The sequence below is a fragment of the Amycolatopsis marina genome (assembly GCF_900111885.1).
GTDB classification, from domain to species: Bacteria; Actinomycetota; Actinomycetes; order Mycobacteriales; family Pseudonocardiaceae; genus Amycolatopsis; species Amycolatopsis marina.
In genome coordinates, this window is sequence record NZ_FOKG01000013.1 from 102,695 (window position 1) to 124,555 (window position 21,861).

Consider the following 21,861-nt stretch of genomic DNA (forward strand, 5'->3'; position numbering starts at 1 on the left):
TCCTGCGCTACGGGTCGAGGACCAGATCGCGGTGGGCCGAGTCCCGAACTGCTGCCGTCCCTGCGCCGCGCCGCAGGTCCTGTGCGTGCGCGCGGGAGAGCGCCACCACCCTGCCGCATTACGTTCACGTCACTTCGGCGCGAGAGCGTCCGTATTCGAGAACGATAAGGAGTTGAGCCGATGCGCAACGTCACAGCGTGGGCCCGCCGGGTCGCTCGGTGGGTGTGCTGGCCTGCGGTGGTGCTGCTTGCGATGGCAATGGTACCCGCGGCGGCGACGGCAGGTCCTGGCACCAAGAGCGATCGAGAATGGTTGGACATCGAGATCTTCACCGACGTTCCGGATCCGGGGCATCCGGAGGGGATCCTGGTCGCTCCCAATGGCACGGTCTACGTGGCCACGCACCAACATGCGGTCGAGACGCCGGGACCGCCGTCGAAGATCTTCGCCTACGACCGCGATGGCGAGTTCCTCAGGGAGTATGTAATCGAGGGCCAGGACCTGGAGAAAGGTCCCGGTTTGGTCGGAATGGGCATGGACGCCGACGGCCTGCTCTACGTGATCGACCGCAATCCCTACCGGATCATCACAATCGATCCTGAAACGGGCGAACAGAGCGACTACGCCACTTTCCGGGACGTGCAGACCTGTCTTCCACCGCTCACCCAGGAGGAATGTTCGGAATCGCTGCTGAAGCGCAACAGCTTGCCGGACGATCTTACCTTCGCCGAAGACGGCACGATGTATGTCACCGACGTACGGCAGAACCTGATCTGGCGAGTGCCACGTGGCGGCGGTGACGCCGAGGTGTGGTTCACCGACACCCGTCTGGACAGCGTCTTCGGCCCCAACGGCATCGAGGTCATGCCGGACGGCGAGACGCTCATGTTCGTCCAGTCATTCACCGGTCCCTTCGACGGTGTGCCGCCACGGCCGGACACCGGACGCCTCTACACCCTGACCGTGCAGCCGGATGGCAGTCCCGGTGAGCTTGACCTCTTCTGGGAGAGCGAGCCCGGTGGAATCCCAGACGGCTTCGCGATCGCGCAGTCCGGCAACATCTACGTCGCGCTCGCGGTCGCCAACTCCCTGGCCGTGATCTCCCCAGAAGGCGAGGAGTTGGGGCGCAACCCCGCCAACCACGTGGAGAATCTGCTGCTCGAGGTCCCGATGGACAGCCCAGGAAGCGTCGTGTTCCTCGACGACCGGGTGCTGGTGACCAACCACTCCTTCCTGGTCGGAAACCCGAACAGTTTCGTCGTCTACGACATCTACGCGGCAGAAAAGGGACTGCAGCCGTTTCGGCCACAGATCAACTAGAGGCACCGGCACTGCGCCGATCGGGCTGGGCCGATGTCCAGTCGGAGCAGAAAGGCTTAGCCACTCGGGGTCCTTACCCCGGTTCCGGTGGATAGAGGCCCAGCGTCGAACGTTCGGTGTACTTCTCTTCCCGGCCGGTGTAGGTCAACTTGTCGAACAGTGGTCGCGGATCGACCTCCGAGTTGGTGGTGGCGGCGTAGTAGCCGTCGCCGGACAGGATCAGCCGGTCGTTGTCGGCATCGACGAACAGCCGCCGTATCGTGCGGTCGCTGCGATGGAACAACACCCGCTCGTTGGAGACGGTGCCGTCCGGGGCCATGTCGAACGCGATTACATAGGGACCGATGCCTGCGGACCCGTTCTCGGACCAGCTCAGCCGAAAGTAGGTTTCGCCGGTGTAGTGCACGAAATTGGCTGGGATGAGCTCTGATCCGTCGGTGAAGTACTCGAGGCCGCGCGGGTCGTCCCCGTCGAACGCCGAGTCGAGGATGCGCAGTGTGTTGTCCGCGGAAACCACCACAGCCGACTTCATATCGGGCAAGAACCCTCTCATTTGGACGAAGGTCCGGCGCAGATCGTTCCGCGGCTCGGCGGGGGCGGCCACCTCTCCTCTCAGCTGTGGTGGCGCCCCGGAGGGATCGGCGGCGGTGACCGAGAGAATCTCCCACCTCGCATCCTCCTTGTCCCAGGACTTCTTGTCGTCGGTTCGCGACATGAACCAGACTTGCGACCCATCCGGGGAGAACTGGGGGAGCGCGTATTCCATCCGACCTTCACGCGGCGCCGCGACGGATCCGGTTTCGGCGTAGGCGCGGGTACCGTCGTCGACTTCACCCACCCTCACACCTCCGTCGGCGCCGATCCACGCCACCCGGCGGAAGTCGCGCGAGAATGCGTAGTCGCCCAGCGTAGGCATCCGTCGCCTGTCTTCTCTGGTCACGGTGAGGTCGAGTCGCAGCCGCTCGACCCCGTCGTCAGGGTCATGGAATGTCAGGTAGGCGTTCATTGGGCCAGCGGCCCAACTGGACGGCACGTTGAGTCGCACGAATCCGGACAGATCTGTTGCGGACAACCTGCTCGTGGATTCCGCCTGACCGCCATCGCACGCCGACAGCACCCCAACCGTCGCAGCGGCGAGCACGACCGCCAGGTGACTACGTAGCGTTCCCATGGGCCGCTTCCCCTTCAAACGCTCGATGACAACACCGCACGACACAGCATTCCTTGCACTACTCGGATTCCTGTGGATAGAAGCCAAGCATTGTTTCGGCGTGGAACTTCGGTGTGGGTTCGGCGTGGGTGAATGTTTCGAACAGCCGCTGCGGATCGGCATCGGAGTCGACGCCTGCGGAGTAGAAGCCGTCGTCTGTCCACAAGATCAGCCGGTCGTTGGCGGCATCGACGAACACATTCCAGATGGAGGTGCGACGGTAGTGAAAGAGCGTCCGCTCGTTCGAGACGGTGCCGTCTGGATTCATGTCGAAGGCAATCAGGGCCCGGCCATCGCGCTCGCTTGCCGGTCCGTTCTTCGTGTCACTGATCCGGAGGTAGCTGCGACCGGCGTAGTGCCTGAAATTCGCCGGGATGACCTGTGACCCGTCACTGAAGTAGTCGAGGTCACGGCGGTCGTCACGATCGGACCTGCGCTCAAGGACGCGCAGCGTGTTGCCCTGGGAGATCTGGAACGCCGATTCGCTCGTATCCGCCAACAGGCTCTGGCCCAGGTCGCTCACGGACTGGGCCGGGGCCGGTAGGTGTCCTCGTTGCCGCGGTGTCGATCCGGAGGGATCGGTGGCATCGATCGACAGAACCCGCCATGACGCGCCATCCTCGCGCCACGCGGGCTTGGCTTTGGGCCGGAGCACGAACCAGATCTGTGACCCGTCCGGAGAGAACTGGACCTCCCCGTACTGCATGGAGTGCCCTTCCGGACTTGGCTGGGGCGGCGGCACGGCTCCAGCCTCCCTGTAGGCGTGGGTACGGTCGTCCAACTCGGCCACGCGTACTCCATGGTCGAACGTCCACGCCACCCGGCGGAAGTCAGGTGAGAAACTGAGGCTCAAGGGCCTTGGTACGTAGCCGTTGTCGTACTTGGTGACGTTGAGGTCCAACCGCACCCGCTCGGCGCCGCCGTCGGAATCATGGAATGTCACGGAGACGTCCCCGCTGTCCCGGACTTTCGGCACGTGGAGTCGCACGAATCCGGACAGGTCTTTCGCGGACAGCCCGCTTGCGGACTCGGCTGGGTGGCTGTCGCAGGCCGGCAGCACGGCGAGGGCCATAGCGGCGAGCATTACGGCCGTGTTCCTGCGCGACATTCGCATGCGACGGGTTCCTCCAATGGCTTACACGCCCACTCCTGGCCTGTTTGGGTCGGCCAGCGCTCCGTGTGCGCCACTCGGAATCCGGACGGCACGGGGTCGCGGCCGCAGCGGCCACCGCTCGATCGTGCCGAACGCGGCAGGCAGCACACGCTGCCCGCGAGCGCCCGAGTCCGGCGGGAGGACACACTGGTCGGCTGCCACACCTCGCTCGTGGCGAGTACCGGGTACGGCTGCGCTACGGGCCGGGTCGAGGTGGGCCGGGTCCCGAGCTGGTGCCGTCTTTGTGCCCCGCCACAGGTCCTATGCGTGCGGAAGAGCGGGGCCCAGAACGAGATCAACCCCCGACCGCATTACCGCAGGCCAGGGGTTGATTCTTGCTACATCTTCAACTGGTGGAGCTGAGGGGAATCGAACCCCTGACCTTCTCGATGCGAACGAGACGCGCTACCAACTGCGCTACAGCCCCTTGGTGAAGCGCGACGAGCATAACAGTCGGGCGCGACCCACCTTTCAAGCGGGGTGGCTACTCGCCCACCGCCCTACGGAACGGCAATTGCCCCGGGTCGTTGAGCTCATGGAAGGCCGGATCCTCGTCATCCAGGTCGAGCACGACGGCCTGGCGCCGGATCCGCGAGGTCGGCACCGGCTTGCGCTCGGCACCCACGATCTCGCGGCGATACTCGGCCACCTCGATCTCCTCGTGCGACTCGAACTCCGCCATGCCCCTGCGGTCGCGGGCTATGGCGTTCATCCTGGCCAGCCTGCGCTGCCGGATCTCCTCCTCGATACGCACCTGCCTGCGCAGATACGCCAGATACCCGACCAGAGTGACACCCGCCGCCCCGTTGGCCCACCACAGCGACGACCAGAGAAACACCGCGGCCACAGCTGTGATGATCACGACAGCGATCAGTGACAGCACCACACGCTGCCGGTATGCGTACTTCGCCTTCGCGGCGATCTCCGCGGCCTCCGGATCGAATCCGCCGCGTCCCGGGCGGTATCGACGCGCCGAACGGCCGGCCGAGGGCACACCGGTGCCACGTCCCTGGGGGCGCTGCTCCTCGAGTGTCATCGACTCCTCGTCCACGAAGTCCTCGTGGACGTTGTCCAGTTCGTCCGGTTCGTCGTCGAAACCGTCGTCGAACTCGTCCTCGAGATCGACGGGGTCATCAGCATCGTAGTCACCGACATCCAGGTCGGCAGCGCGCTCGACGGGCGCGTCCTGATGAGTCTTGTCGGACATGGCGAATCCCTCCCGCCCCCCAGCAGGTGCAGCGAAAACTCCGCGTGTTCCCCCGGCCCGCACGACGCGGGCCGCCAACGCTGAGTCGTTCGTCTGCGCGATTTCCTGACGCTTGCGCGCGACCATCGGAACCAAAATTACAAGCCACGCTGCAGCCAGCGCGACGATGATCAACGAGCTCGGCATCTCCCGTCACCTCCCCCGACCTCTGTCCCTATGCCAAAGCCGGTTCATGCACTGGCTTGTGCACAACCATCCTTGTCTCCTCTTGTCACGCTAGCCACAGGAGTCACACGAGCGGGAGCGCCACGCCGCATGGAAACTTGAAAAGTCATCACTGAACTAGGTGAAATCAAGATGATGTGGTATCGGCCTCAAACAGCCACCACACACGGCTGGATCAGCGCTGGTCAAGCGTGTTCGGCCCGTCCCGAGCGGACGAGCCGCGCGCACAGGCCGTCCTCGACCTCCTCGGCGGTCACCGCGAAACAGAGATGGTCCCGCCACGCTCCCGCGACGTCGAGATAACGCAGGAACAGTCCCTCCTCCCGGAAGCCCGCCTTCGCCAGCACCCGCAGACTCGCCCCGTTCTCCGGCCGCACGGTCGCCTCCACACGGTGCAACCCTGCCTCGCCGAACGCGTGGTCGACGGCCATCGCGACAGCCGCCGTCGCGACCCCCTTGCCTGCCAGTTCCGAGGACACCCAGTAGCCGACCCAGGCCGAGCGCAGCGACGCCCGGATCACGTTGCCCAGCGTGATCTGGCCGGCGAACACGCCGTCGACGGTGATCGCGAACGGCAGGCACAACCCCTGCCTGCCCAGCCGCCGCAGACTCGACCACTGGGGCAGCCATGCCGTGATGGAATTGCGCTCGTCCCACGCCCCGGGCGCGGTCGGCTCCCAGCGCTCCAGGTACACGCGGTCCCGCAGCCGCAGCCTGCTCCACTCGCCCGCGTCCCGCAGGCGCACCGGGCGTAGCGCGACCACTCCCGCGGGCACCCGGAGGGCGCCGGGACGCGCAGGCCATCCGGGGTGCCGCGACTCGATCTGGTGCGTGGTGCCACTCGCCGGTGTCGACATAGCGCTATGTGCGCTGGGCGAGGAAAGTCACCTTGACCTGCTCACCCACGGATACCTCGGTGAGGTCCTCGTCCACCGTGATCAGGCAGTTCGCCTCGGCCAGCGACGCCAGCAGATGCGCGCCGGATGTCCCGAGCGGCTGCACCAGGTACTCACCGTTGCCCTCGTCCCGCAGCAGTTGCCCGCGCAGGAAGCCCTTGCGCCCCTTCGTCGAGGTGACCGGCGAGAGCAGACGAGCACCCACCACGCGCCGATGCGGGTTCCTGGTGCCACGCGCCGCCCGGATCAGCGGCCGGATCAGCACCTCGAACACCACCAGCGCGCTCATCGGGTTGGCCGGGATCAGGAACGTCGGCACCGAGTCCGGGCCGAGCCTGCCGAAGCCCTGCACCGAACCGGGGTGCATGGCGACCCTGGTCATGTCGATATCGCCGAGATCGGCCAGCGCGGCGTGTACCTCGTCACCGATGTTGCCACCGGCTCCGCCCGCGACCACCACGATCTCCGACATCAGCAGCCTGCCCTCGACGATCTCCTGCAGCCGCTTCGGATCACTCGGGACGATGCCGACCCTGCTGACCTCCGCGCCCGCGTCGCGCGCTGCGGCCGACAGTGCATAGGAGTTCACGTCGTAGACCTGGCCCACCGTGGGCGTGCGGTCGATGTCGACCAGCTCGTCGCCCACGGACACGATCGACACCCGTGGGCGCGGGTAGACGAGCACCTTGGAGCGGCCGACCGCGGCGAGCAGCCCGACCTGCGCGGAGCCGATGGTGTCACCCTGCCGCACGGCGACGTCGCCGATCTGCACGTCCTCGCCGGTCCGCCGCACGTATCCGGCGGACGGCACCGGTCGGTGCACCGTCACCTTGGCCTGGTGCCCGTCGGTGAACGACGTCGGCACGACCGCGTCGGCCAGCGTGGGCAGCGGTGCGCCGGTCGCGACCCGAACCGCCTGACCCGGCTGCAGCCTGCGCGGCTGCCGCGAGCCCGCCGCGATCTCGCCGACCACCGGAAGCTGCACCGGCTCGTCCCCGACAGCGCGGACGTCCACGCTGCGGACCGCGTATCCGTCCACCGCCGCCTGGTCGAAGCCAGGAAGCGCGTGTTCGGCGACGACCTCCTCCGCGCACAGCAGTCCCTGCGCCTCGGAGATCGCGACGCGCACCGGCCGTGGACGCACCGCGGCACCGAGCACGGCCTCGATCTGGGCCTCCACCGACCGGAAGTCGGTGGCAGGCTCAGCGGAGTCCAGTGCCTCCGGTGCTCCAGGGGCGGGAATCGGTTCGGGTTCGGTCATGAGCGAGGGTTTCCGATCCGTTCGGCCAGCCAATCACGTAGCGACGGTCCGTAGTCCGGGTGTTCGAGGGCGAAGTCGACGGCCGCCCGCAGGAAGCCGCCTGGGTTACCGAGGTCGTGCCGTCCTCCGTCGTGGACGACGACATGCACAGGGTGCCCCCGCTCGATCAACAGCGCCACCGCGTCGGTGAGCTGCAGTTCGCCGCCGGACCCGGGGGTGATCTGCTTCAGCGCGTCGAAGATCGCCCTGTCGAGCAGATATCTGCCCGCCGCCGCGAACGTCGACGGTGCGTCCTCGGGTGCGGGCTTCTCCACCATCCCGTGCACCCGTTTGACGTCGGAGTCGTCGGTGTCCTGCACGTCGAACACCCCGTACGCGGAGATCTGCTCCTTGGGGATGTCGAACGCGCAGAGCACGCTGCCGCCGTACCGCGCCCGTACCTGTGCCATCCGGTCCAGGACCCCGGTGGGGAGCACGAGGTCGTCCGGCAACAGCACGGCGACACACGTGTCCTCGTCGGCGAGGTTTCCCTCTGCCTGCGCGACGGCGTGCCCGAGGCCGAGGGCCTCGTGCTGGATCGCCACCTCGACGTCCAGCAGCCCCGGCGCCCTGCGCACCTTCTCCAGCAACTCGGTCTTGCCCTTGCGTTCCAGCGTCTGCTCCAGCTCCGGAGCTTCGCGGAAGTAGTCGACCACTGCTTCCTTGCCCGGCGAAGTGACGATCACCAGGCGTTTCGCGCCCGAGGCAGCCGCCTCGGCGGCGACCAGCTCGATGCCCGGTGTGTCGACCACAGGCAGCAGTTCCTTGGGCACTGCCTTGGTCGTCGGCAGAAACCTCGTGCCAAGGCCTGCGGCAGGCACGATTGCGGTTCGGAACGTCTGGTTATTCGCGGCGCCCGTCATGGGCGCAAAGCCTAACCTGGCGACGTGCACCCCCGCGGCAATGAGCGCCTGAGCAAGACGGAGTGGCGCGCGCACCTGCTCGCCCGGCGGGCCGGCGTGCCGCCTGCCCAGCGGGCGGCCGAGGCCGACGCCCTGGCCCTCGCGACGGCAAGCATCCAGGCTCGAACCGTGTGCTGTTACGTCCCGTTCGGCGATGAACCCGGCTCGCTCGCGCTGCTCGACGCACTGCGTGATCGGGGTGTCCGCGTGCTCCTGCCGATCGTCCCTCCTCGGCCCGGCCCCCTCGACTGGGCCGAGTACACCGGTAGCCCACTCCTGGTCCAGGGCCGATTTCGCGGGCTAATGGAGCCGGCGGGCGAGCGGCTCGGGTCTGCCGGAGTGGCAGCCGCCGAGGTGGTTCTGGTGCCCGCGCTCGCCGTGGACCATCGCGGTGTGCGGCTCGGCAGGGGCGCGGGCTTCTACGATCGGACTCTGCCGCTCGCGCGACCGGGGACGGCGTTCGTCGCCGTGATTCGGGACACAGAACTCGTCCGGCGGCTGCCCGCCGAAGCACACGACACGCGGATGGATGCCGTACTCACACCCGGACGGGGGATGCTGGCCCTGCCCGAACGAGGCGAACCGTGAGTGGATCTGGCCGGACCAGGTGTGCTGTGATGTGGTGCCCCACCCGTGACCTGCTGTGACGAATCCGTGTTTGCGCTCGGGGAATGTCGTCCCGCAGAATTGGGTTAGCACTCTCGCGGATCGAGTGCCAACTCGCGAAGGAGCCCCCGTGCCCACGTACCAGTACGCCTGCAAGGAATGCGACCACCGTTTCGACGCGGTCCAGTCGTTCTCCGACTCGAGCCTGACCGAGTGCCCCCAGTGCTCCGGCCAGCTGCGCAAGCTGTTCGGTTCGGTCGGCGTGATCTTCAAGGGCAGCGGTTTCTACCGCAACGACGCCCGCTCCGACTCCGCGAAGGCCTCGAGCAAGTCGAACGCGAATACCGGCGAGAGCAAGAACGGCGACTCCGGCGACTCCGGCGGCTCGGCGAAGTCGGAGTCCACCAGCAGCTCGTCCACCGACTCCTCGTCCTCGTCCTCGTCCTCGTCCTCGGGGGCAACGTCGTCCGGGTCCTCGTCCTCGTCCTCGGGGGCGTCCTCGTCCTCGACGAAAGCTGCCGCCGCGTCCTGACCGGACCACCGGTTCTGTCCACATCCCCTGAGTTGTCCACAGGCGCGTGATTCCGTCCTTCCGGTTCACGCGCAGGCGCCCCTAGCGTCGATCGGGCCGGGCGAGGACGACTCGCCTTCCGCGGGCCGAGACGGGGGTTGTGATGAGGACAGCACGTCCAGGAAATCCGGGAAGATCTACGGCAGGGCCTTCGGCTACCGGATCCCGCTGTCGACACCGCTGGCGGGCCTGGCTCGGACCGCTTGCCACGGCACGACCGTTCACCCTCGCGCGCTGGGCGTTGTCAGTGGTGCTGCTGGTGCTCGCCACCGTGCTGGCGGTGCACCCTGCCGCAACAGGGGTGGAGCCGTCGATACCCACTCTGGTCGCCGCCCGTGACCTCTCGCTCGGTACCAGCCTCGCCCCCGGCGACCTACGTGTCGTCGACGTCCCCGCGCCGCTGCGCCCGAACGGGGCCATGGACTCGCCGGACAACGCATTGGGCCGTCCGCTCGCCGGAGCGGTCAGGGCCGGTGAGGCACTGACCGACGCACGCCTGGTCGGTGGCCGCCCAACCGCTCCGGGCACCGCAACAGTGCCGGTTCGCCTCGCCGACCCGGGTATCGCGGGTCTGCTGCAGGCCGGCACGAAGGTCGGCGTCGTGACGACCGGTACCGAGCACCCGGTTCCGCCGGTGGCCAACAGCGACCACGCGGACGACCTGGACACCGCAACCGTGCTGACCGTGCTTCCGAGTGCCGAGCGCGAGCAGGACGGCCCGCTGGTACTGCTCTCCGTGCCGCTGGCATCAGCCACCGCATTGGCGTCGGCGTCGCTGGGACAACCCGTAACGGTTACGCTCCGCTAGGCGGTGCCCGGGTCCATAAGGGAGAGACCGCCACTCACCCACCGTCCCGACACCACTCAGGAGAGCACTGTGCTGAAGGGCTTCAAAGACTTCATCATGCGCGGCAACGTCGTCGACCTCGCGGTCGCCGTCGTCATCGGTACCGCGTTCACCGTGATCGTCACGTCATTCACCGAGGGTCTGATCAAGCCCCTGATCAACGCCTTGGGCGGTGCCGACGCGGGGCAGGGGCTCGGCTTCAACATCCTCAGCGAAAACGATGCCACATTCCTCGACTTCGGCAGCGTGATCAACGCGGCGATCAACTTCCTGCTGATCGCCGCGGTGGTCTACTTCGTCATCGTGCTCCCGGTGCAGAAGGTCCAGCAGCGGCGCAAGCGCGGCGAGGAAGCCGGCCCCGCCGCACCCACCGATGTGGAACTGCTCACCGAGATCAGGGACCTGCTTCGCCAGCAGCAGGGCCGGAGCTGAGTTTGTCCGAGAGAGCGTCTGAGAACTGACGTTGCGTGGTCACGATGATCCGTGGAACTCGGCCGACGAAGTCCCGCTATCGAGGCGGCAGGGCGCGTTCTTCTGCTCACCGTCACAAGTCAGCTCGATCCTCAGCCGCCAACCGAGCAGAGCCAAGGGCGGGCAGTTTCTACCGGTCGTGGTGCGGTGGCCGGTTCTCCAGATGCCAGTCATCGGAGTCCCGGCCCCGCACACCGGGCTCACGCTCGTCCGAGGTGGTGTCCGGAAGTACCTCCCCGAAGACCGCGTCGAGTTCCCGCTTGTCGGGTCGACGGGGAGGTGAAGACGAGTCACCGGGCGGGACGGGCCCGCCAGGCCGCTCTGTCACGCCTGGGCTTCCTCGAGTCCGGAGAGCTCGCCGATCACGAACGGCACCAGACCGGACAGGGTCGCCATTCCATCGCGAACAGCGGCACGGGAACCGGCCAGGTTGACGACGAGGGTGCTGCCGGAGACGCCGACGAGGCCGCGGGAGATACCGGCGTCCACCGCACCGGCGGCGAGGCCCGAGGAGCGCAGCGCCTCCCCTATGCCGGGGATGGGGCGGTCGAGCACACCTGCCGTGGCATCCGGCGTGACGTCGCGTGGCGACACCCCCGTGCCACCGACCGTGATCACGAGGTCGGCGCCACCGATCACCGCGGTGTTGAGCGCATTGCGGATGGCGACTGTTTCCGCGTGCACCACCACGGTGCCGTCAACGATGAAACCTGCTTCCTCGAGCAGTTCGGTCATCAAGGGGCCCGCGGTGTCCTCGTTCTCACCATGGGCGGCGCGGTCATCGACAATCACCACGAGAGCGCGGCCGAGGCGCTGTGCACTGCGTTCCATGAACACCACCGTAGCCGGTTCGGCCATCCCCGTCGGAGACAGCCGGACCCAGTGCGGCGGCCATTCGGTGAACCCTCGAAACCTGACCGAAGGCTTACGGCCGGTTCGACGGTGCTGCGCCCCTCACCGCCGCGTCCTAGCCTGTTCCTCGTGCGAATTCTCGTGACCGGTGGCGCCGGCTTCATCGGATCCCAAGTGGCCGATCTCCTCACCGAATCGGGTCACGAACCGGTGTTGCTGGACAACCTGCTGCCGACCGCCCACGGGCCGGGCGGTGCGCCCGCGTACCTGGGCGGGCACCGGTTCGTCCACGGCGACGTGACCGATGCGGGACTGCTCGCCGAGCTGTTGCCCGAGATCGACGCGGTCTGTCACCAGGCCGCGGTGGTCGGCCACGGTGTCGATCCGACAGATGCCCCCGCCTACGCGATGCACAACGACTACGGGACGGCGGTGCTGCTGTCGGCGATGTACACCGCAGGGGTCGGCAGGCTCGTCCTCGCCTCGTCGATGGTGGTGTACGGCGAGGGCCGGTACGCCTGCCCCGAGCACGGCACGGTGGCTCCGGCACCGCGCACGAGGTCCGATGTCGAGGCGGGGAGGTACGAGCCGCGCTGCCGGGGCTGCAAGGCCGAACTCGCTCCCCGGCTCGTGCCGGAGGACGCCCCGCTGGTCCCGCGCAGCACCTACGCCGCGACCAAACTCGCCCAGGAACACCTCGCGGGCGCGTGGGCACGACAGAGCGGGGGTTCGGTCTGGGCACTGCGCTACCACAACGTCTACGGCCCCCGAATGCCACAGAACACCCCCTACGCGGGAGTGGCCTCGCTGTTCCGGTCCGCCCTGCGCCGCGGGGAGTCCCCGAGCGTGCTGGAGGACGGCAGGCAGCGTCGCGACTTCGTGCACGTCAGCGACGTGGCAAGGGCGAACGTGCTGGCGCTCGAGTCAGCGGCCCCCGAGGGTGAGCTGACCGCCGTCAACGTCTGTTCCGGCCACCCACACACCGTGGGCGAGCTCGCCGTGGAACTGGCCAAGGCATGCGAGGGGCCCGCACCGACGGTCGTCGGTGGCGCTCGCCCCGCCGATGTGCGGCACGTCGTCGCCGACCCGGCGCTGGCACGGAAGTTGCTCGGCTTCGAGGCGCGCACCGGATTCGCCGAGGGCATCGTGGCCTTCGCGAGCACCCCCCTGCGCGAGCCCGCAACCAGCTGACGGCCGTTCCGCCGTCCGTCAACGGGCGGCCAGCGGCAGCCGGACCTCGAAGCGGCACCCCTGCCCGTGATTGCGCACCCCGATCCGGCCCCGGTGCGCCTCGACGAGTCCCTTCGCGATCGCCAGCCCGAGCCCGCCGCCTGTGGTTCCTCCCGATGGCTCGGGAGTGCGGGCCTGGGTGCCGCGGAACGCGACGTCGAAGACCCGGCCGATCTCGTCCTCCGGAATGCCACCGCACGCGTCGTCGACGGCCAGCAGTGCGTCCACTCCGTCGATGCCGAGCTGCACGGCAACCGTTCCGTCCGGGGGCGTGTGCCGGATGGCGTTGGAGACGAGGTTGCGCACGACGCGCGCCAGTTCGGGATCGCTGCCCGCGACGACGGGCCAGGTCTGTGCCGTGGCCAGCACCCGGACCCGTTTCTGCTGGGCGAGCGGGGCCTGCGCGGCGACTGCGTCGCTGACCACCTCGTGCAATGGCACAGCGGAGAGAGTGAGCTGGAGTGCGCCCGCGGTGATGCGGGAGAGCTCGAACAGGTCGTCGACCATCGCCGACAGCCGCGCCGTCTCCCCGCTGATGCGGTTCGCATACCCCGCCACGTCGCTGGGTTCGGCGACCACACCGTCGGCCAGCGCTTCGGCCATCGCCCTGATCCCCGCCAGCGGGCTACGCAGGTCGTGACTGATCCACGCCACCAGCTCCCGGCGGGAGGCCTCCGCGGCCCGCTCCCGGTCCCTGGCCTCGCGTTCCCAGACACTGCGGCGGGCGATCGCGCGTCCGAGCACGATGGCTGCGGGAACGGTGACCGCGGCGACCAGGAGGCAGACCACCAGCATCGTGGTCAGCGCAGGAGTGAACATGAACCCACTGACGCCGAGCACGCCGACCAGCGTGGCGACCACCGGAATCAGCACCAGCACGGTCAGCGTGCTGGCCAGCGAACCCCGGCGAAGCCAGAACAGCACCAAGCCGCCGATCACCGCCACCGGAAGCGCGAAGAGCAGCGCGAACGGCAGGATGTGCCAGACGTGGGTGAGCAGTTCGGCGAGTGATTCGCCCGACTCGATCATGGCGAGCACTGGGCGTTGTCCCCGGTTCCACAGGGGTCGTAGCGGTAGCCGACTCCCCACACCGTGGCCACGCGCACCGGTTTCGCCGGCTCGGGTTCGATCTTCTCCCGCAGGCGGCGAACGTGGACGGTCACTGTGGACTGGTCACCGAAGTCCCAGCCCCACACCCGTTCCAGCAGATCGGACCGGGTGAACGCGGTTCCGGGATGGGTCAGGAAGTAGGCGAGCAGGTCGAACTCCCGTGTCGTGAGCGGCAGGTTCGAGTCCGCGAGCCATGCCTGTCGCGCGTCGAGTTGCAGTCGCAGGTCGCCGTCCACCAGTTCGGCCACTACGGGTTCTTGACGGGGCATCCGGGACCGGCGCAGCACCGAGACGACCCGCAGGGTGAGCTCGCGAGGGCTGAACGGTTTCGTCACGTAGTCGTCTGCCCCCAGCTGGAGGCCCGCGATCCGGTTCTCCTCCTCGCCGAGCGCGGTCAGCATGACGACCGGGACCTCGCTGGAGTCGCGGAGCCTGCGGCACACCTCGAGCCCGCTCATCCCCGGCATCATCACGTCCAGGACCACCAGGTCCGGCCGGTGCTCGGCGAAACTGAGTAGGGCCTGTTCACCGTCACCGACCACCCGCACCGTAAAGCCCGCGACCTCGAGGTACCGGCGCACGACATCGCGGACCGTCTCGTCGTCGTCCACGACGAGGACCTGCCCGGTCTGCCCGAGTTCGTTCATGCCGCTCATACCTCTTGCCTCACTCGCCGGCGGGCTGCACATCGCTCAATGCCGTACCCGATCCAAACACGGCGCCGGTCGCTCATGTCCCTTGCCTCACTCGCCGGCGGGCTGCACATCGCTCAGTGCCGTACCCGATCCGAACACGATGCCGGTCGCTCATCTTCCCTCACCACACCGTCAGCACCAGGTGGTTCACCGTCAGCGCGACCACCGCCTGCCCCGCGAGCCACCAGCGCCGAGTAGGCGGCGGCAGCAGCGCGGTCAGCGGCAGCAACCACACCGTGAACGGCAGCCAGATGCGCTCGACCTCGGCCTTCGACAGCCCGGACACGTCCGCCGCGACGATCATCAGCAATGCCGCCCCGCCGAGCACCAGCGCCCCGTCCCAGCGCCGAATCGGTGTCCGCGCACCGGCACCAATCCCCCGGCGCATCGCGACGACCACGGCGGGTCCGACAGCGATGGCAAGGCACGCCACGTTCGCCCACACCCAGTAGGCAAAGGGCCGCTCACTCGCGATGCCCTGGTAGTAGCGCTCCACGACCAGGTGATAACCGTCGAGCCACCAGAAACCAGCGAGCGCGAACGCCGCGACCACGGACAGAGCACCAACCAGGGCCCACGCCAACGCCCTGCCACTGCGGCTCGCGAGCACCACGGCCAGCGCGAGCACGCCGAGCAGCACGAGGCCGTAGGACAGGAAGATGCCGAAGCCGAGGAGCACGCCTGCGATCACGGCCAGCGGTATCGCGGAGCGGGCCCGTTCCGCGAAGGCCCTTCCGGACAGTGCGAGCACCGCGATCGCGCTCGCGGTGACGCCGGCGAACAGCGCGTCCGCGGAGACCGCGATCCACACGGCTCCTGGAAAGAGCACGGCAAACGGCAGCATCGCGCGCGCCGCCGCCGGACTGCCCAGCGCCCGCACCGTCACCGGCACGGCCACCGCGACAAGGCAGCCAACGAGCACGCACGCCCAACTCGCGGCGGTGCCGCCTGAGAGACCGAGGCGGTCGAGCCAGACGAACACCAGCGTCGCCCCCGGTGGATGGCCGGACACGTGCGTGGTCCACGAGTCGGGTCGGCCCTGCAGAATCCGGTCGGCGAAGGTCTGCACCATCGCCGGGATGTCGGTGATGCCCGGCACCTCGTGCAGGTACTCCGTGGGGTGGTCGAGCCGGTGGGTGAAGCCGCGGGTCCAGCCATCGACGAGCGCGAGCGCGAGGGTCCAGCACAGCGCGGCGAGATAGCTCAGCGACAGCGCGCCGTGCCAGGGCAGTTTGGCGGCGAGCGCGGGACCCCAGCCGATGACCGCGAACGCGACGAGCAACGCCAGCGGAGTGCCTGGCCCGACGTGGGGCAGCCAGTGGCCGAACAACGGCGGCGCGGGGGCGAAGATGACAACGCCGGAGCCGTCCCGGTTGAGGTACAGCCCGACGGCGATGGCGACGCCGACCAGCACCGCCGCGAGCCCTACGACCACCAGATCCGCCCACGTGCCGGATCCGCGTCTCGTTGCCGGTCCGGGCTCCGGCCTGTCTGGGGAGTCGACCACCGCCGCACGATAGCCGCAGCGTTGGCTCTTCGTCAGCCCGGCCGACGTATCGTCAGGACTCGGTAAGAACTGGCCACTCCGTCGGGCCCGTCAGGATTCCGTAAGCACAGCAAGGCTTTCGGCAGCGTCCACGTCGGACTTAACCTAAGGAACGTGGCAACCGAAACGATCGACGTCGTCCTGCCCTGTCTGAACGAGGCAGGCGCGCTTCCCGGCGTGCTCGGCGGTTTGCCATCCGGCTACCGGGCGATCGTGGTCGACAACGGTTCGTCTGACGGTTCGCCCGCCATCGCGGCGAGGCTGGGCGCACTCGTCGTCATCGAGAACCACCTGGGTTACGGCGCCGCGGTGCACACCGGCCTAGAGGCCGCCACCTCGGACGTCGTCTGCTTCATCGACGCCGATGGCTCTCTCGATCCTGGCGACCTGCCTCGGCTGGTGGCCGAGGTGCGCACGGAGGGTGCCGATCTCGCCGTGGGCAGGCGGGTGCCGGCCGAGCGAGGGGTGTGGCCGTGGCACGCGCGGGCCGGCAACCTGCTGCTGGCCACGGTGCTGCGCAGACAGGGCCTTCCGGTGCACGACATAGCGCCCATTCGTGCGGTGCGCAGGCAGGCATTGCTCGATCTCGGCGTAGCGGACCGGGCATTCGGGTATCCACTGGAAATGCTGATCAAAGCGGGCAGAGCGGGCTGGCGGGTGCGGGAGTTCGACGTGCCCTACGGCAGGCGTGCGGCAGGCACGACCTCGAAGGTCTCCGGCTCGGTACGGGGAACCGCCCGCGCCGTGCGGGACATGGTGAAGGCGCTGGGGTCGTGAGCACGAGCCGGTTCTGCCTGCTGGTGGTGGCGAGGTCGCCGGTCCCCGGCGAGGCGAAGACACGGCTGTGCCCGCCCGCCACCGCGGAACAGGCGGCCGACATCGCCGCGGCCGCGCTGCTGGACACCCTGGACGCCGTGCTGGCGGTGCCGGACTCCGTGCCCGTTGTGGCGCTGACCGGCGATCTCGCGCACGCGTCCCGCTCCGCGGAACTCGAACGGACGCTGGCGCGGACGACCGTGCTGGCACAGCGCGGAGACAGCTTCGCCCAGCGGTTGGTGAACGCGCACCTGGACACCGCGCGACTCCGGCCACGCAGGCCGGTGCTGCAGATCGGAATGGACACGCCCCAGGTGAGTATGGAACTGCTCGCGGGCCAGGCCGCTCGGCTCCTCGCGGGTGCCGATGCCCTGCTCGGGCCCGCGAACGACGGTGGCTGGTGGGCACTCGGCCTCCGTGAGCCGGTGACCGCGAGGGCGCTGGCCACGGTGCCCATGTCCCGGCCGGACACCGGAGAGCTGACCCGGCATGCGCTGCGCTCCGCGGGTCTCAGGGTCACCAAGGGCCCTACGTTGTCCGATGTGGACACCATGGCGGACGCGGAGTCGGTCGCGAACACGTTGTGCGGCGGCCGCTTCGTGGAGGCAGTCCGGGCAGTGCGGCTGGACAGTCAGTCCGGGTGACAGTGGCAGGCAAACCGGGCGCCGAGTTCGACGGGGCGCTGCTGGGCACCCCGTGCTGGCTGGAACTGTTGAGCGGCGAGCGAGTGGCACTGCCCGTACACAGATGGCGGCTGCCGCCAGGCCGGGGCGACCAGTTCCTGCTGTCCCGCTGCTCGGGTCCCACGCTGGATGTCGGCTGCGGGCCAGGACGGCTCACCGCCGCCCTCGGTGAGCGGAAGGTGCCGGCGCTTGGCATCGACGTCTCGGCCACCGCGGTCCGGCTGACCAGGCAGCGCGGAGCACTGGCGCTCCATCGTGATGTGTTCGATCCCGTACCGGGCGAAGGCCGATGGCGGCACGTGTTGCTGGCCGACGGCAACATCGGCATCGGTGGCGACCCGGTCGCGCTTCTCCTTCGGGTGCGGGAACTGCTGGCCGAGCGGGGCACCGCACTGCTGGAACTGGAGCCGCCCGGCCGTGGGCTGCGCAGGGACCACGTGCGGGTGCGGGAGAACCGAGGTCAGTCTCGTGGCCCGGACCACTGGTTTCGGTGGGCCTGGCTCGGCCTGGACGCGTTGGACGCGGTGACTTCGGCCGCTGCCCTGCGCGTCAACCGGACGGCGGAGCTCGGCGGCCGGTGGTTCGCCGAGCTGGTCCGGGCCTGACGAAGGTACCGCGGACGAGGTGATCGTCCGCGGTACCGCCGTTGCTGGTCTCGGCCGCGGTCGCGGCCGAGCGTCTGAGGGTCAGTGGCGCGGAGCGCCTCCATGGGGGGTGGTGGTCGGGTGACGGGTGGGTCAGTTCGCCTCGACCGGCTTGCCGCCGAGGGTGACGTCCACAGTGTCGCCGCTGGCGAGGGTGAAGGTGACGCTCTCGTTGGGCGCCTTGGTGCGGATCGCCGCGACCAGCGTGTTCGCATCCTCGATCGGCCGGTCGCCGATCTTGGTGATCACGTCGCCGGGCTTGAGGCCTGCCTTCTCCGCGGGGCTGTCGGGCTCGATCTCGCCGAGCACGGCGCCGCCCTGCGGGCTGTTACCGACCCTGGCCCCGATGTAGGTCTGCTTCGCCTGCCCGGTGTCGATGATGTCCTCGGCGGTCCGGCGCGCCTGGTCGATCGGGATGGCGAAACCGATACCGACGTTGCCGCCTTCCGACTGCTGTCCCGGCAGCCCGCCCGACTGAGGGCTGTAGATCGCCGAGTTGATACCGATGACCTGCCCGGACATGTTGACCAGCGGCCCGCCGGAGTTGCCCGGGTTGATGGCGGCGTCGGTCTGCACCGCATCCATCACGGTCGCCTGGTCACCGCCGCCGCCACCCGCGCTCACCGGCCGGTGCAGCGAGCTGACGATGCCGGACGTCACGGTGCCCGCGAGCGAGAACGGGGAACCGATGGCCACGACCCCCTGCCCGACGTTGAGGTCGTCGGAGCGGCCGAGCTCGGCCGGGGTGAGGCCGCTGACGCCCTCGGCCCGCACCACTGCGATGTCGGTCGTTGGGTCCCTGCCCACAATGGTGGCCTTCGCCTTGTCCCCGTTCTGGAAGGCGACCTGGATCTGACCACCGTCGGCCGCGGCCTGGACAACGTGGTTGTTGGTCAGGATGTAGCCGTCCTCGCTGATCACGAAGCCGGACCCCTCACCGCTGCCGGCGCGGCCGGTCACCTGGAGCTGCACGACACTGGGCAGCACCTTCTGCGCGACGGACTCGACACTGCCTGCCGGGGCGTTGCCGGTCTGCTTGGCGGGCTGCGGAGCGTCGAGGGAATTCCCCGCGCCCCCGCTCGTGGCGTCGCCTGCGACGAGGTATCCGGCCGCGCCACCCGCGCCGCCACCGAGCAGCAGTGCGAGCAGTGCGACACCGGCCACCAGCTTCCCCGGCCCCTTGCCGCCACCGCTCTTCCGCGGCTGGGCGCCTGGTGGCTGCGGGTACATCGTGGCGGTCGAGGACATGGGGGACGGGTAGTGCACCTGTTCCGACATGCCTGGAGCGGCGGGGTACCCACCGGCCTGCCCCGGGCCTGCGTAGGGATTGGTTCCCTGGCTCTCGGCGCCGAGGGGTTGCTGCTGCGACGGCTGCGCGTCGGCCTGATGTTCAGCACCTGGAGACCAGGCTCCTGGCGCGGGCTGCCCGCCCGCTGCCGGGACGCCTCGGGGTGGTGTGCTGGCGTCGTCCTGCGCCGGCCAACCGCCTCGCTCGACGGTGCCGGGCTCCTCGGGTGTCGCAGCCTGACGGTCCTGAGCTGTGGGGTCGTTTTCGGTCATGTCACCACCATGCGCGTCGGTCCTGAGAGCATGCTGAGCTGAGCCTGTGAGGCGGATGCGCAATTCGACTTACCGAGTTGCGTTCGTCCACTCAGCCGGCCGATCGCAGCCGCTGCGCGATCTGCTCGGGAGTGGCGTCGTTGATCCACACCGCCATGCCCGACTCCGAACCTGCAAGATACTTCAGCTTGTCGGCGGAGCGCAGCACGGAGAACAGCTCCAGGTGCAGCCAGCACTCCTCCCTGCCGCGGTTCACCGGTGCCTGGTACCAGCCTGCGACGTACGGCAACGGCCGGTCGTAGAGCGCGTCACAGCGGCGCAGCACCTCGAGGTAGACAGCGGCGAAGTCGTCGCGCTCCTCGGAGGTCAGCGCGGGCAGGTCCGGTACCTGCCGGTGCGGGACGACCTGCACCTGCACCGGCCATCGGGCCGCCGGCGGGACGAACGCGGTCCAGTGCTCACCTTCGGCCACCACCCTGCTGCCGCCACGGCGCTCGGCGGCCAGCACGTCGCCGAGCACATGCCTGCCGGTGTCGGCGCGGTAGCTCCTCGCGGTGTCGATCATGCGCTCGGTGCGGGGCGTGACGAACGGGTAGGCGTAGATCTGGCCGTGCGGGTGATGCAGGGTGACCCCGATCTCCTCGCCCCTGTTCTCGAAGGGAAACACCTGTTCCACGCCGGCCAAAGTGGATAGTTGCGCTGTCCGGTCGGCCCATGCGTCGACAACGGTGCGCACCCGGCCCTCGCCGAGCTGCGCGAAGGAACGGTTGTGGTCGCTGGTGAAACACACCACTTCGCACCGGCCGCGACCGGGCGCGACCGGCACAATGCCAGCTCCATCCACAGTAGACGACTCGCCTGGCACATCGAGCGCGAAGGACGGGAAGCGGTTCTCGAAAACCGCGACGTCGTAGTCGGACTCGGGGATCTCACTCGGCCGGCCTGGTGCACTGGGGCACAGCGGGCACAGGTCCGCGGGCGGCTTGTAGGTACGGGTCTGACGGTGGGCGGCCATCCCGACCCACTCTCCCGTCAGCGGATCGCGGCGGATCTCCGAGGAGGCGGCGACCGGCGGCAGGTCCCGGGTGTCGCGCGCCTGCCGAGGTGTGGCCGTGCCCGACTCGTCGAAGTAGATGATCTCGCGACCGTCAGCGAGGTGACGGACGGTCTTCAGCACGCAGATTCCTCCGGCAGCTCATCCGCCCCAGGCACCGGGGCGATCATCAGTTCGCCGACCCTTTCGGTCAGCACGTCTCGAGCCGACTGCGGAAGGCCCGCGTCGCTGACGACGGTGTCGGCCTCGTTCAGGTCGGCGATGGTCGAGATGCCGACCACACCCCACTTGGTGTGGTCGGCCAGCACGATCAGCTTGCGACCGGCCTCGACGAGGGCGCGGTCCGTCTCGCTCTCGGTGAGGTTCGGGGTGGTGAACCCCGCCGATTCGGACATGCCGTGCACACCGAGGAAGACCAGGTCCAGGTGCAGGGTGCGCAGGCTGTGCACGGCAACGGGTCCGACCAATGCATCGGACGGGGTCCGGACACCGCCGGTGAGCACGACCGTCCGGTCGGACTGGCCGGAGGCGCGCAGCACGTCGGCGACCTGGATCGAGTTCGTGACGATGGTGAGACCGGGGACCGAATCGAGCGCGTGGGCGAGTGTCCAGGTGGTCGTACCCGCGGACAGCCCGATCGCCGTGCCGGGCCGGACCAGGGTCGCGGCCATCGAGGCGATCGCGTTCTTCTGGGCCCGCTGCCGGACGGACTTCGCCTCGAAACCGGGCTCGTCGGTGCTCTTCCCCATCATCGAGGTGGCGCCGCCGTAGACCTTCTCCACCAAGCCGCGACCGGCCAGCACGTCGAGGTCACGGCGCACGGTCATGTCGGAGACGCCCAATTTCACGACAAGGTCGCTCACCCGGACGGCCCCGTCCCGCCGGGCCTCCTCCAGGATGATCGCCTGCCGTTGCCGCGCCAGCACCCGCCAACTCCGTCCCCGCGCCATTGTCAACTACACA

Annotated in this window: 23 protein-coding genes and 1 tRNA gene; 9 read left to right on the top strand and 15 right to left on the bottom strand. The window is 68.7% G+C overall.

From position 1 onward, the window contains the following. The first annotated feature begins 180 nt into the window (after nucleotides 1–180). Nucleotides 181–1,320: an SMP-30/gluconolactonase/LRE family protein gene (locus tag BM199_RS21120; RefSeq protein ID WP_091675023.1), complete on the top strand. Its 1,140-nt coding sequence runs from the start codon at nucleotides 181–183 to the stop codon at nucleotides 1,318–1,320. Between the two features lie 73 nt (nucleotides 1,321–1,393). Here BM199_RS21120 and BM199_RS21125 read toward each other — a convergent pair whose 3' ends face one another. The 7 genes from BM199_RS21125 to BM199_RS21155 form a co-directional block, all read right to left on the bottom strand. Next, nucleotides 1,394–2,491, bottom strand: coding sequence for a hypothetical protein (locus tag BM199_RS21125; protein ID WP_143101878.1), 1,098 nt, complete (start codon nucleotides 2,489–2,491; stop codon nucleotides 1,394–1,396). Between the two features lie 58 nt (nucleotides 2,492–2,549). After that, nucleotides 2,550–3,320 (bottom strand): hypothetical protein, encoded by a 771-nt coding sequence (locus BM199_RS21130; protein WP_143101879.1) that lies wholly within the window; start codon nucleotides 3,318–3,320, stop codon nucleotides 2,550–2,552. A 714-nt stretch (nucleotides 3,321–4,034) separates the two neighbouring features. Further along, nucleotides 4,035–4,110, bottom strand: a tRNA-Ala gene (locus BM199_RS21135). 57 nt (nucleotides 4,111–4,167) lie between these two features. After that, the gene (sepX, locus tag BM199_RS21140) at nucleotides 4,168–5,076 is read right to left on the bottom strand and encodes a divisome protein SepX/GlpR (protein ID WP_091675026.1); all 909 of its coding nucleotides are present in this window, start codon (nucleotides 5,074–5,076) and stop codon (nucleotides 4,168–4,170) included. Nucleotides 5,077–5,300: 224 nt separating this feature from the next. After that, nucleotides 5,301–5,972 (bottom strand): GNAT family N-acetyltransferase, encoded by a 672-nt coding sequence (locus tag BM199_RS21145; protein ID WP_091675027.1) that lies wholly within the window; start codon nucleotides 5,970–5,972, stop codon nucleotides 5,301–5,303. Between the two features lie 4 nt (nucleotides 5,973–5,976). Then, a complete protein-coding gene (glp, locus tag BM199_RS21150) occupies nucleotides 5,977–7,272 on the bottom strand; it encodes a molybdotransferase-like divisome protein Glp (protein ID WP_245788493.1) in 1,296 nt (431 codons plus the stop codon). Then, a complete protein-coding gene (locus BM199_RS21155) occupies nucleotides 7,269–8,174 on the bottom strand; it encodes a UTP--glucose-1-phosphate uridylyltransferase (protein ID WP_091675028.1) in 906 nt (301 codons plus the stop codon). Before BM199_RS21155 ends, glp begins: the two co-directional genes overlap by 4 nt. 24 nt (nucleotides 8,175–8,198) lie before the next feature. Between BM199_RS21155 and BM199_RS21160 the strand changes: the two genes are divergently transcribed. The 4 genes from BM199_RS21160 (at nucleotide 8,199) to mscL (ending at nucleotide 10,669) form a co-directional block, all read left to right on the top strand. Next, nucleotides 8,199–8,801, top strand: coding sequence for a 5-formyltetrahydrofolate cyclo-ligase (locus BM199_RS21160; RefSeq protein WP_091675029.1), 603 nt, complete (start codon nucleotides 8,199–8,201; stop codon nucleotides 8,799–8,801). A 148-nt stretch (nucleotides 8,802–8,949) separates the two neighbouring features. Next, the gene (locus BM199_RS21165; protein ID WP_091675030.1) at nucleotides 8,950–9,351 is read left to right on the top strand and encodes an FmdB family zinc ribbon protein; all 402 of its coding nucleotides are present in this window, start codon (nucleotides 8,950–8,952) and stop codon (nucleotides 9,349–9,351) included. Nucleotides 9,352–9,637: 286 nt separating this feature from the next. Further along, nucleotides 9,638–10,198 (top strand): SAF domain-containing protein, encoded by a 561-nt coding sequence (locus tag BM199_RS21170; RefSeq protein ID WP_245788494.1) that lies wholly within the window; start codon nucleotides 9,638–9,640, stop codon nucleotides 10,196–10,198. A gap of 69 nt (nucleotides 10,199–10,267) precedes the next feature. Continuing rightward, a complete protein-coding gene (gene mscL / locus BM199_RS21175) occupies nucleotides 10,268–10,669 on the top strand; it encodes a large-conductance mechanosensitive channel protein MscL (protein WP_091675032.1) in 402 nt (133 codons plus the stop codon). A gap of 169 nt (nucleotides 10,670–10,838) precedes the next feature. Here mscL and BM199_RS21180 read toward each other — a convergent pair whose 3' ends face one another. Together BM199_RS21180 and BM199_RS21185 are read right to left on the bottom strand one after the other, a co-directional pair. Then, nucleotides 10,839–11,036: a hypothetical protein gene (locus tag BM199_RS21180; protein ID WP_091675033.1), complete on the bottom strand. Its 198-nt coding sequence runs from the start codon at nucleotides 11,034–11,036 to the stop codon at nucleotides 10,839–10,841. Further along, the gene (locus tag BM199_RS21185) at nucleotides 11,033–11,539 is read right to left on the bottom strand and encodes a MogA/MoaB family molybdenum cofactor biosynthesis protein (protein WP_091675127.1); all 507 of its coding nucleotides are present in this window, start codon (nucleotides 11,537–11,539) and stop codon (nucleotides 11,033–11,035) included. Before BM199_RS21185 ends, BM199_RS21180 begins: the two co-directional genes overlap by 4 nt. 150 nt (nucleotides 11,540–11,689) lie before the next feature. Between BM199_RS21185 and BM199_RS21190 the strand changes: the two genes are divergently transcribed. Beyond that, nucleotides 11,690–12,751 carry an NAD-dependent epimerase/dehydratase family protein gene (locus BM199_RS21190; RefSeq protein WP_091675034.1) on the top strand — a complete coding sequence of 354 codons (1,062 nt, stop codon included), beginning with the start codon at nucleotides 11,690–11,692 and terminating at the stop codon, nucleotides 12,749–12,751. An 18-nt stretch (nucleotides 12,752–12,769) separates the two neighbouring features. Here BM199_RS21190 and BM199_RS21195 read toward each other — a convergent pair whose 3' ends face one another. The 3 genes from BM199_RS21195 to BM199_RS21205 form a co-directional block, all read right to left on the bottom strand. Next, nucleotides 12,770–13,819, bottom strand: coding sequence for a sensor histidine kinase (locus tag BM199_RS21195; protein ID WP_091675128.1), 1,050 nt, complete (start codon nucleotides 13,817–13,819; stop codon nucleotides 12,770–12,772). Beyond that, entirely contained in the window at nucleotides 13,816–14,547 is a 732-nt protein-coding gene (locus BM199_RS21200) for a response regulator transcription factor (protein ID WP_091675129.1), read from the bottom strand. The genes BM199_RS21195 and BM199_RS21200 overlap by 4 nt, the downstream gene beginning before the upstream one ends. Before the next feature lie 169 nt (nucleotides 14,548–14,716). Next, on the bottom strand, nucleotides 14,717–16,102 hold the full coding sequence (locus BM199_RS21205; RefSeq protein ID WP_245788495.1) for a hypothetical protein: 1,386 nt from the start codon (nucleotides 16,100–16,102) through the stop codon (nucleotides 14,717–14,719). Between the two features lie 168 nt (nucleotides 16,103–16,270). Between BM199_RS21205 and BM199_RS21210 the strand changes: the two genes are divergently transcribed. The 3 genes from BM199_RS21210 to BM199_RS21220 are packed head-to-tail and all read left to right on the top strand — an operon-like array spanning nucleotide 16,271 to nucleotide 18,245. After that, a complete protein-coding gene (locus tag BM199_RS21210) occupies nucleotides 16,271–16,918 on the top strand; it encodes a glycosyltransferase family 2 protein (protein ID WP_091675130.1) in 648 nt (215 codons plus the stop codon). Then, the gene (locus tag BM199_RS21215) at nucleotides 16,915–17,601 is read left to right on the top strand and encodes a TIGR04282 family arsenosugar biosynthesis glycosyltransferase (protein ID WP_091675036.1); all 687 of its coding nucleotides are present in this window, start codon (nucleotides 16,915–16,917) and stop codon (nucleotides 17,599–17,601) included. The genes BM199_RS21210 and BM199_RS21215 overlap by 4 nt, the downstream gene beginning before the upstream one ends. Continuing rightward, on the top strand, nucleotides 17,598–18,245 hold the full coding sequence (locus BM199_RS21220; RefSeq protein WP_245788496.1) for a methyltransferase domain-containing protein: 648 nt from the start codon (nucleotides 17,598–17,600) through the stop codon (nucleotides 18,243–18,245). Before BM199_RS21215 ends, BM199_RS21220 begins: the two co-directional genes overlap by 4 nt. 132 nt (nucleotides 18,246–18,377) lie before the next feature. On the opposite strand, the gene BM199_RS21225 is transcribed toward BM199_RS21220, so the two are convergent. The 3 genes from BM199_RS21225 to BM199_RS21235 form a co-directional block, all read right to left on the bottom strand. Next, entirely contained in the window at nucleotides 18,378–19,844 is a 1,467-nt protein-coding gene (locus tag BM199_RS21225) for a trypsin-like peptidase domain-containing protein (RefSeq protein WP_091675038.1), read from the bottom strand. Nucleotides 19,845–19,935: 91 nt separating this feature from the next. Further along, nucleotides 19,936–21,021 carry a galactose-1-phosphate uridylyltransferase gene (gene galT / locus BM199_RS21230; RefSeq protein ID WP_091675039.1) on the bottom strand — a complete coding sequence of 362 codons (1,086 nt, stop codon included), beginning with the start codon at nucleotides 21,019–21,021 and terminating at the stop codon, nucleotides 19,936–19,938. Next, nucleotides 21,015–21,824: a DeoR/GlpR family DNA-binding transcription regulator gene (locus BM199_RS21235; protein ID WP_091675040.1), complete on the bottom strand. Its 810-nt coding sequence runs from the start codon at nucleotides 21,822–21,824 to the stop codon at nucleotides 21,015–21,017. The genes galT and BM199_RS21235 overlap by 7 nt, the downstream gene beginning before the upstream one ends. Between the last annotated feature and the right edge of the window lie 37 nt (nucleotides 21,825–21,861).

Bases quoted from the DNA above. Each gene is read 5' to 3' on its own strand.
- BM199_RS21120 (WP_091675023.1), top strand. From the start codon at position 181: ATGCGCAACGTCACAGCGTGGGCCCGCCGGGTCGCTCGGTGGGTGTGC.
- BM199_RS21125 (WP_143101878.1), bottom strand. From the start codon at position 2,491: ATGGGAACGCTACGTAGTCACCTGGCGGTCGTGCTCGCCGCTGCGACG.
- sepX (WP_091675026.1), bottom strand. From the start codon at position 5,076: ATGCCGAGCTCGTTGATCATCGTCGCGCTGGCTGCAGCGTGGCTTGTA.
- BM199_RS21145 (WP_091675027.1), bottom strand. From the start codon at position 5,972: ATGTCGACACCGGCGAGTGGCACCACGCACCAGATCGAGTCGCGGCAC.
- glp (WP_245788493.1), bottom strand. From the start codon at position 7,272: ATGACCGAACCCGAACCGATTCCCGCCCCTGGAGCACCGGAGGCACTG.
- BM199_RS21155 (WP_091675028.1), bottom strand. From the start codon at position 8,174: ATGACGGGCGCCGCGAATAACCAGACGTTCCGAACCGCAATCGTGCCT.
- BM199_RS21185 (WP_091675127.1), bottom strand. From the start codon at position 11,539: ATGGAACGCAGTGCACAGCGCCTCGGCCGCGCTCTCGTGGTGATTGTC.
- BM199_RS21195 (WP_091675128.1), bottom strand. From the start codon at position 13,819: ATGATCGAGTCGGGCGAATCACTCGCCGAACTGCTCACCCACGTCTGG.
- BM199_RS21200 (WP_091675129.1), bottom strand. From the start codon at position 14,547: ATGAACGAACTCGGGCAGACCGGGCAGGTCCTCGTCGTGGACGACGAC.
- BM199_RS21225 (WP_091675038.1), bottom strand. From the start codon at position 19,844: ATGACCGAAAACGACCCCACAGCTCAGGACCGTCAGGCTGCGACACCC.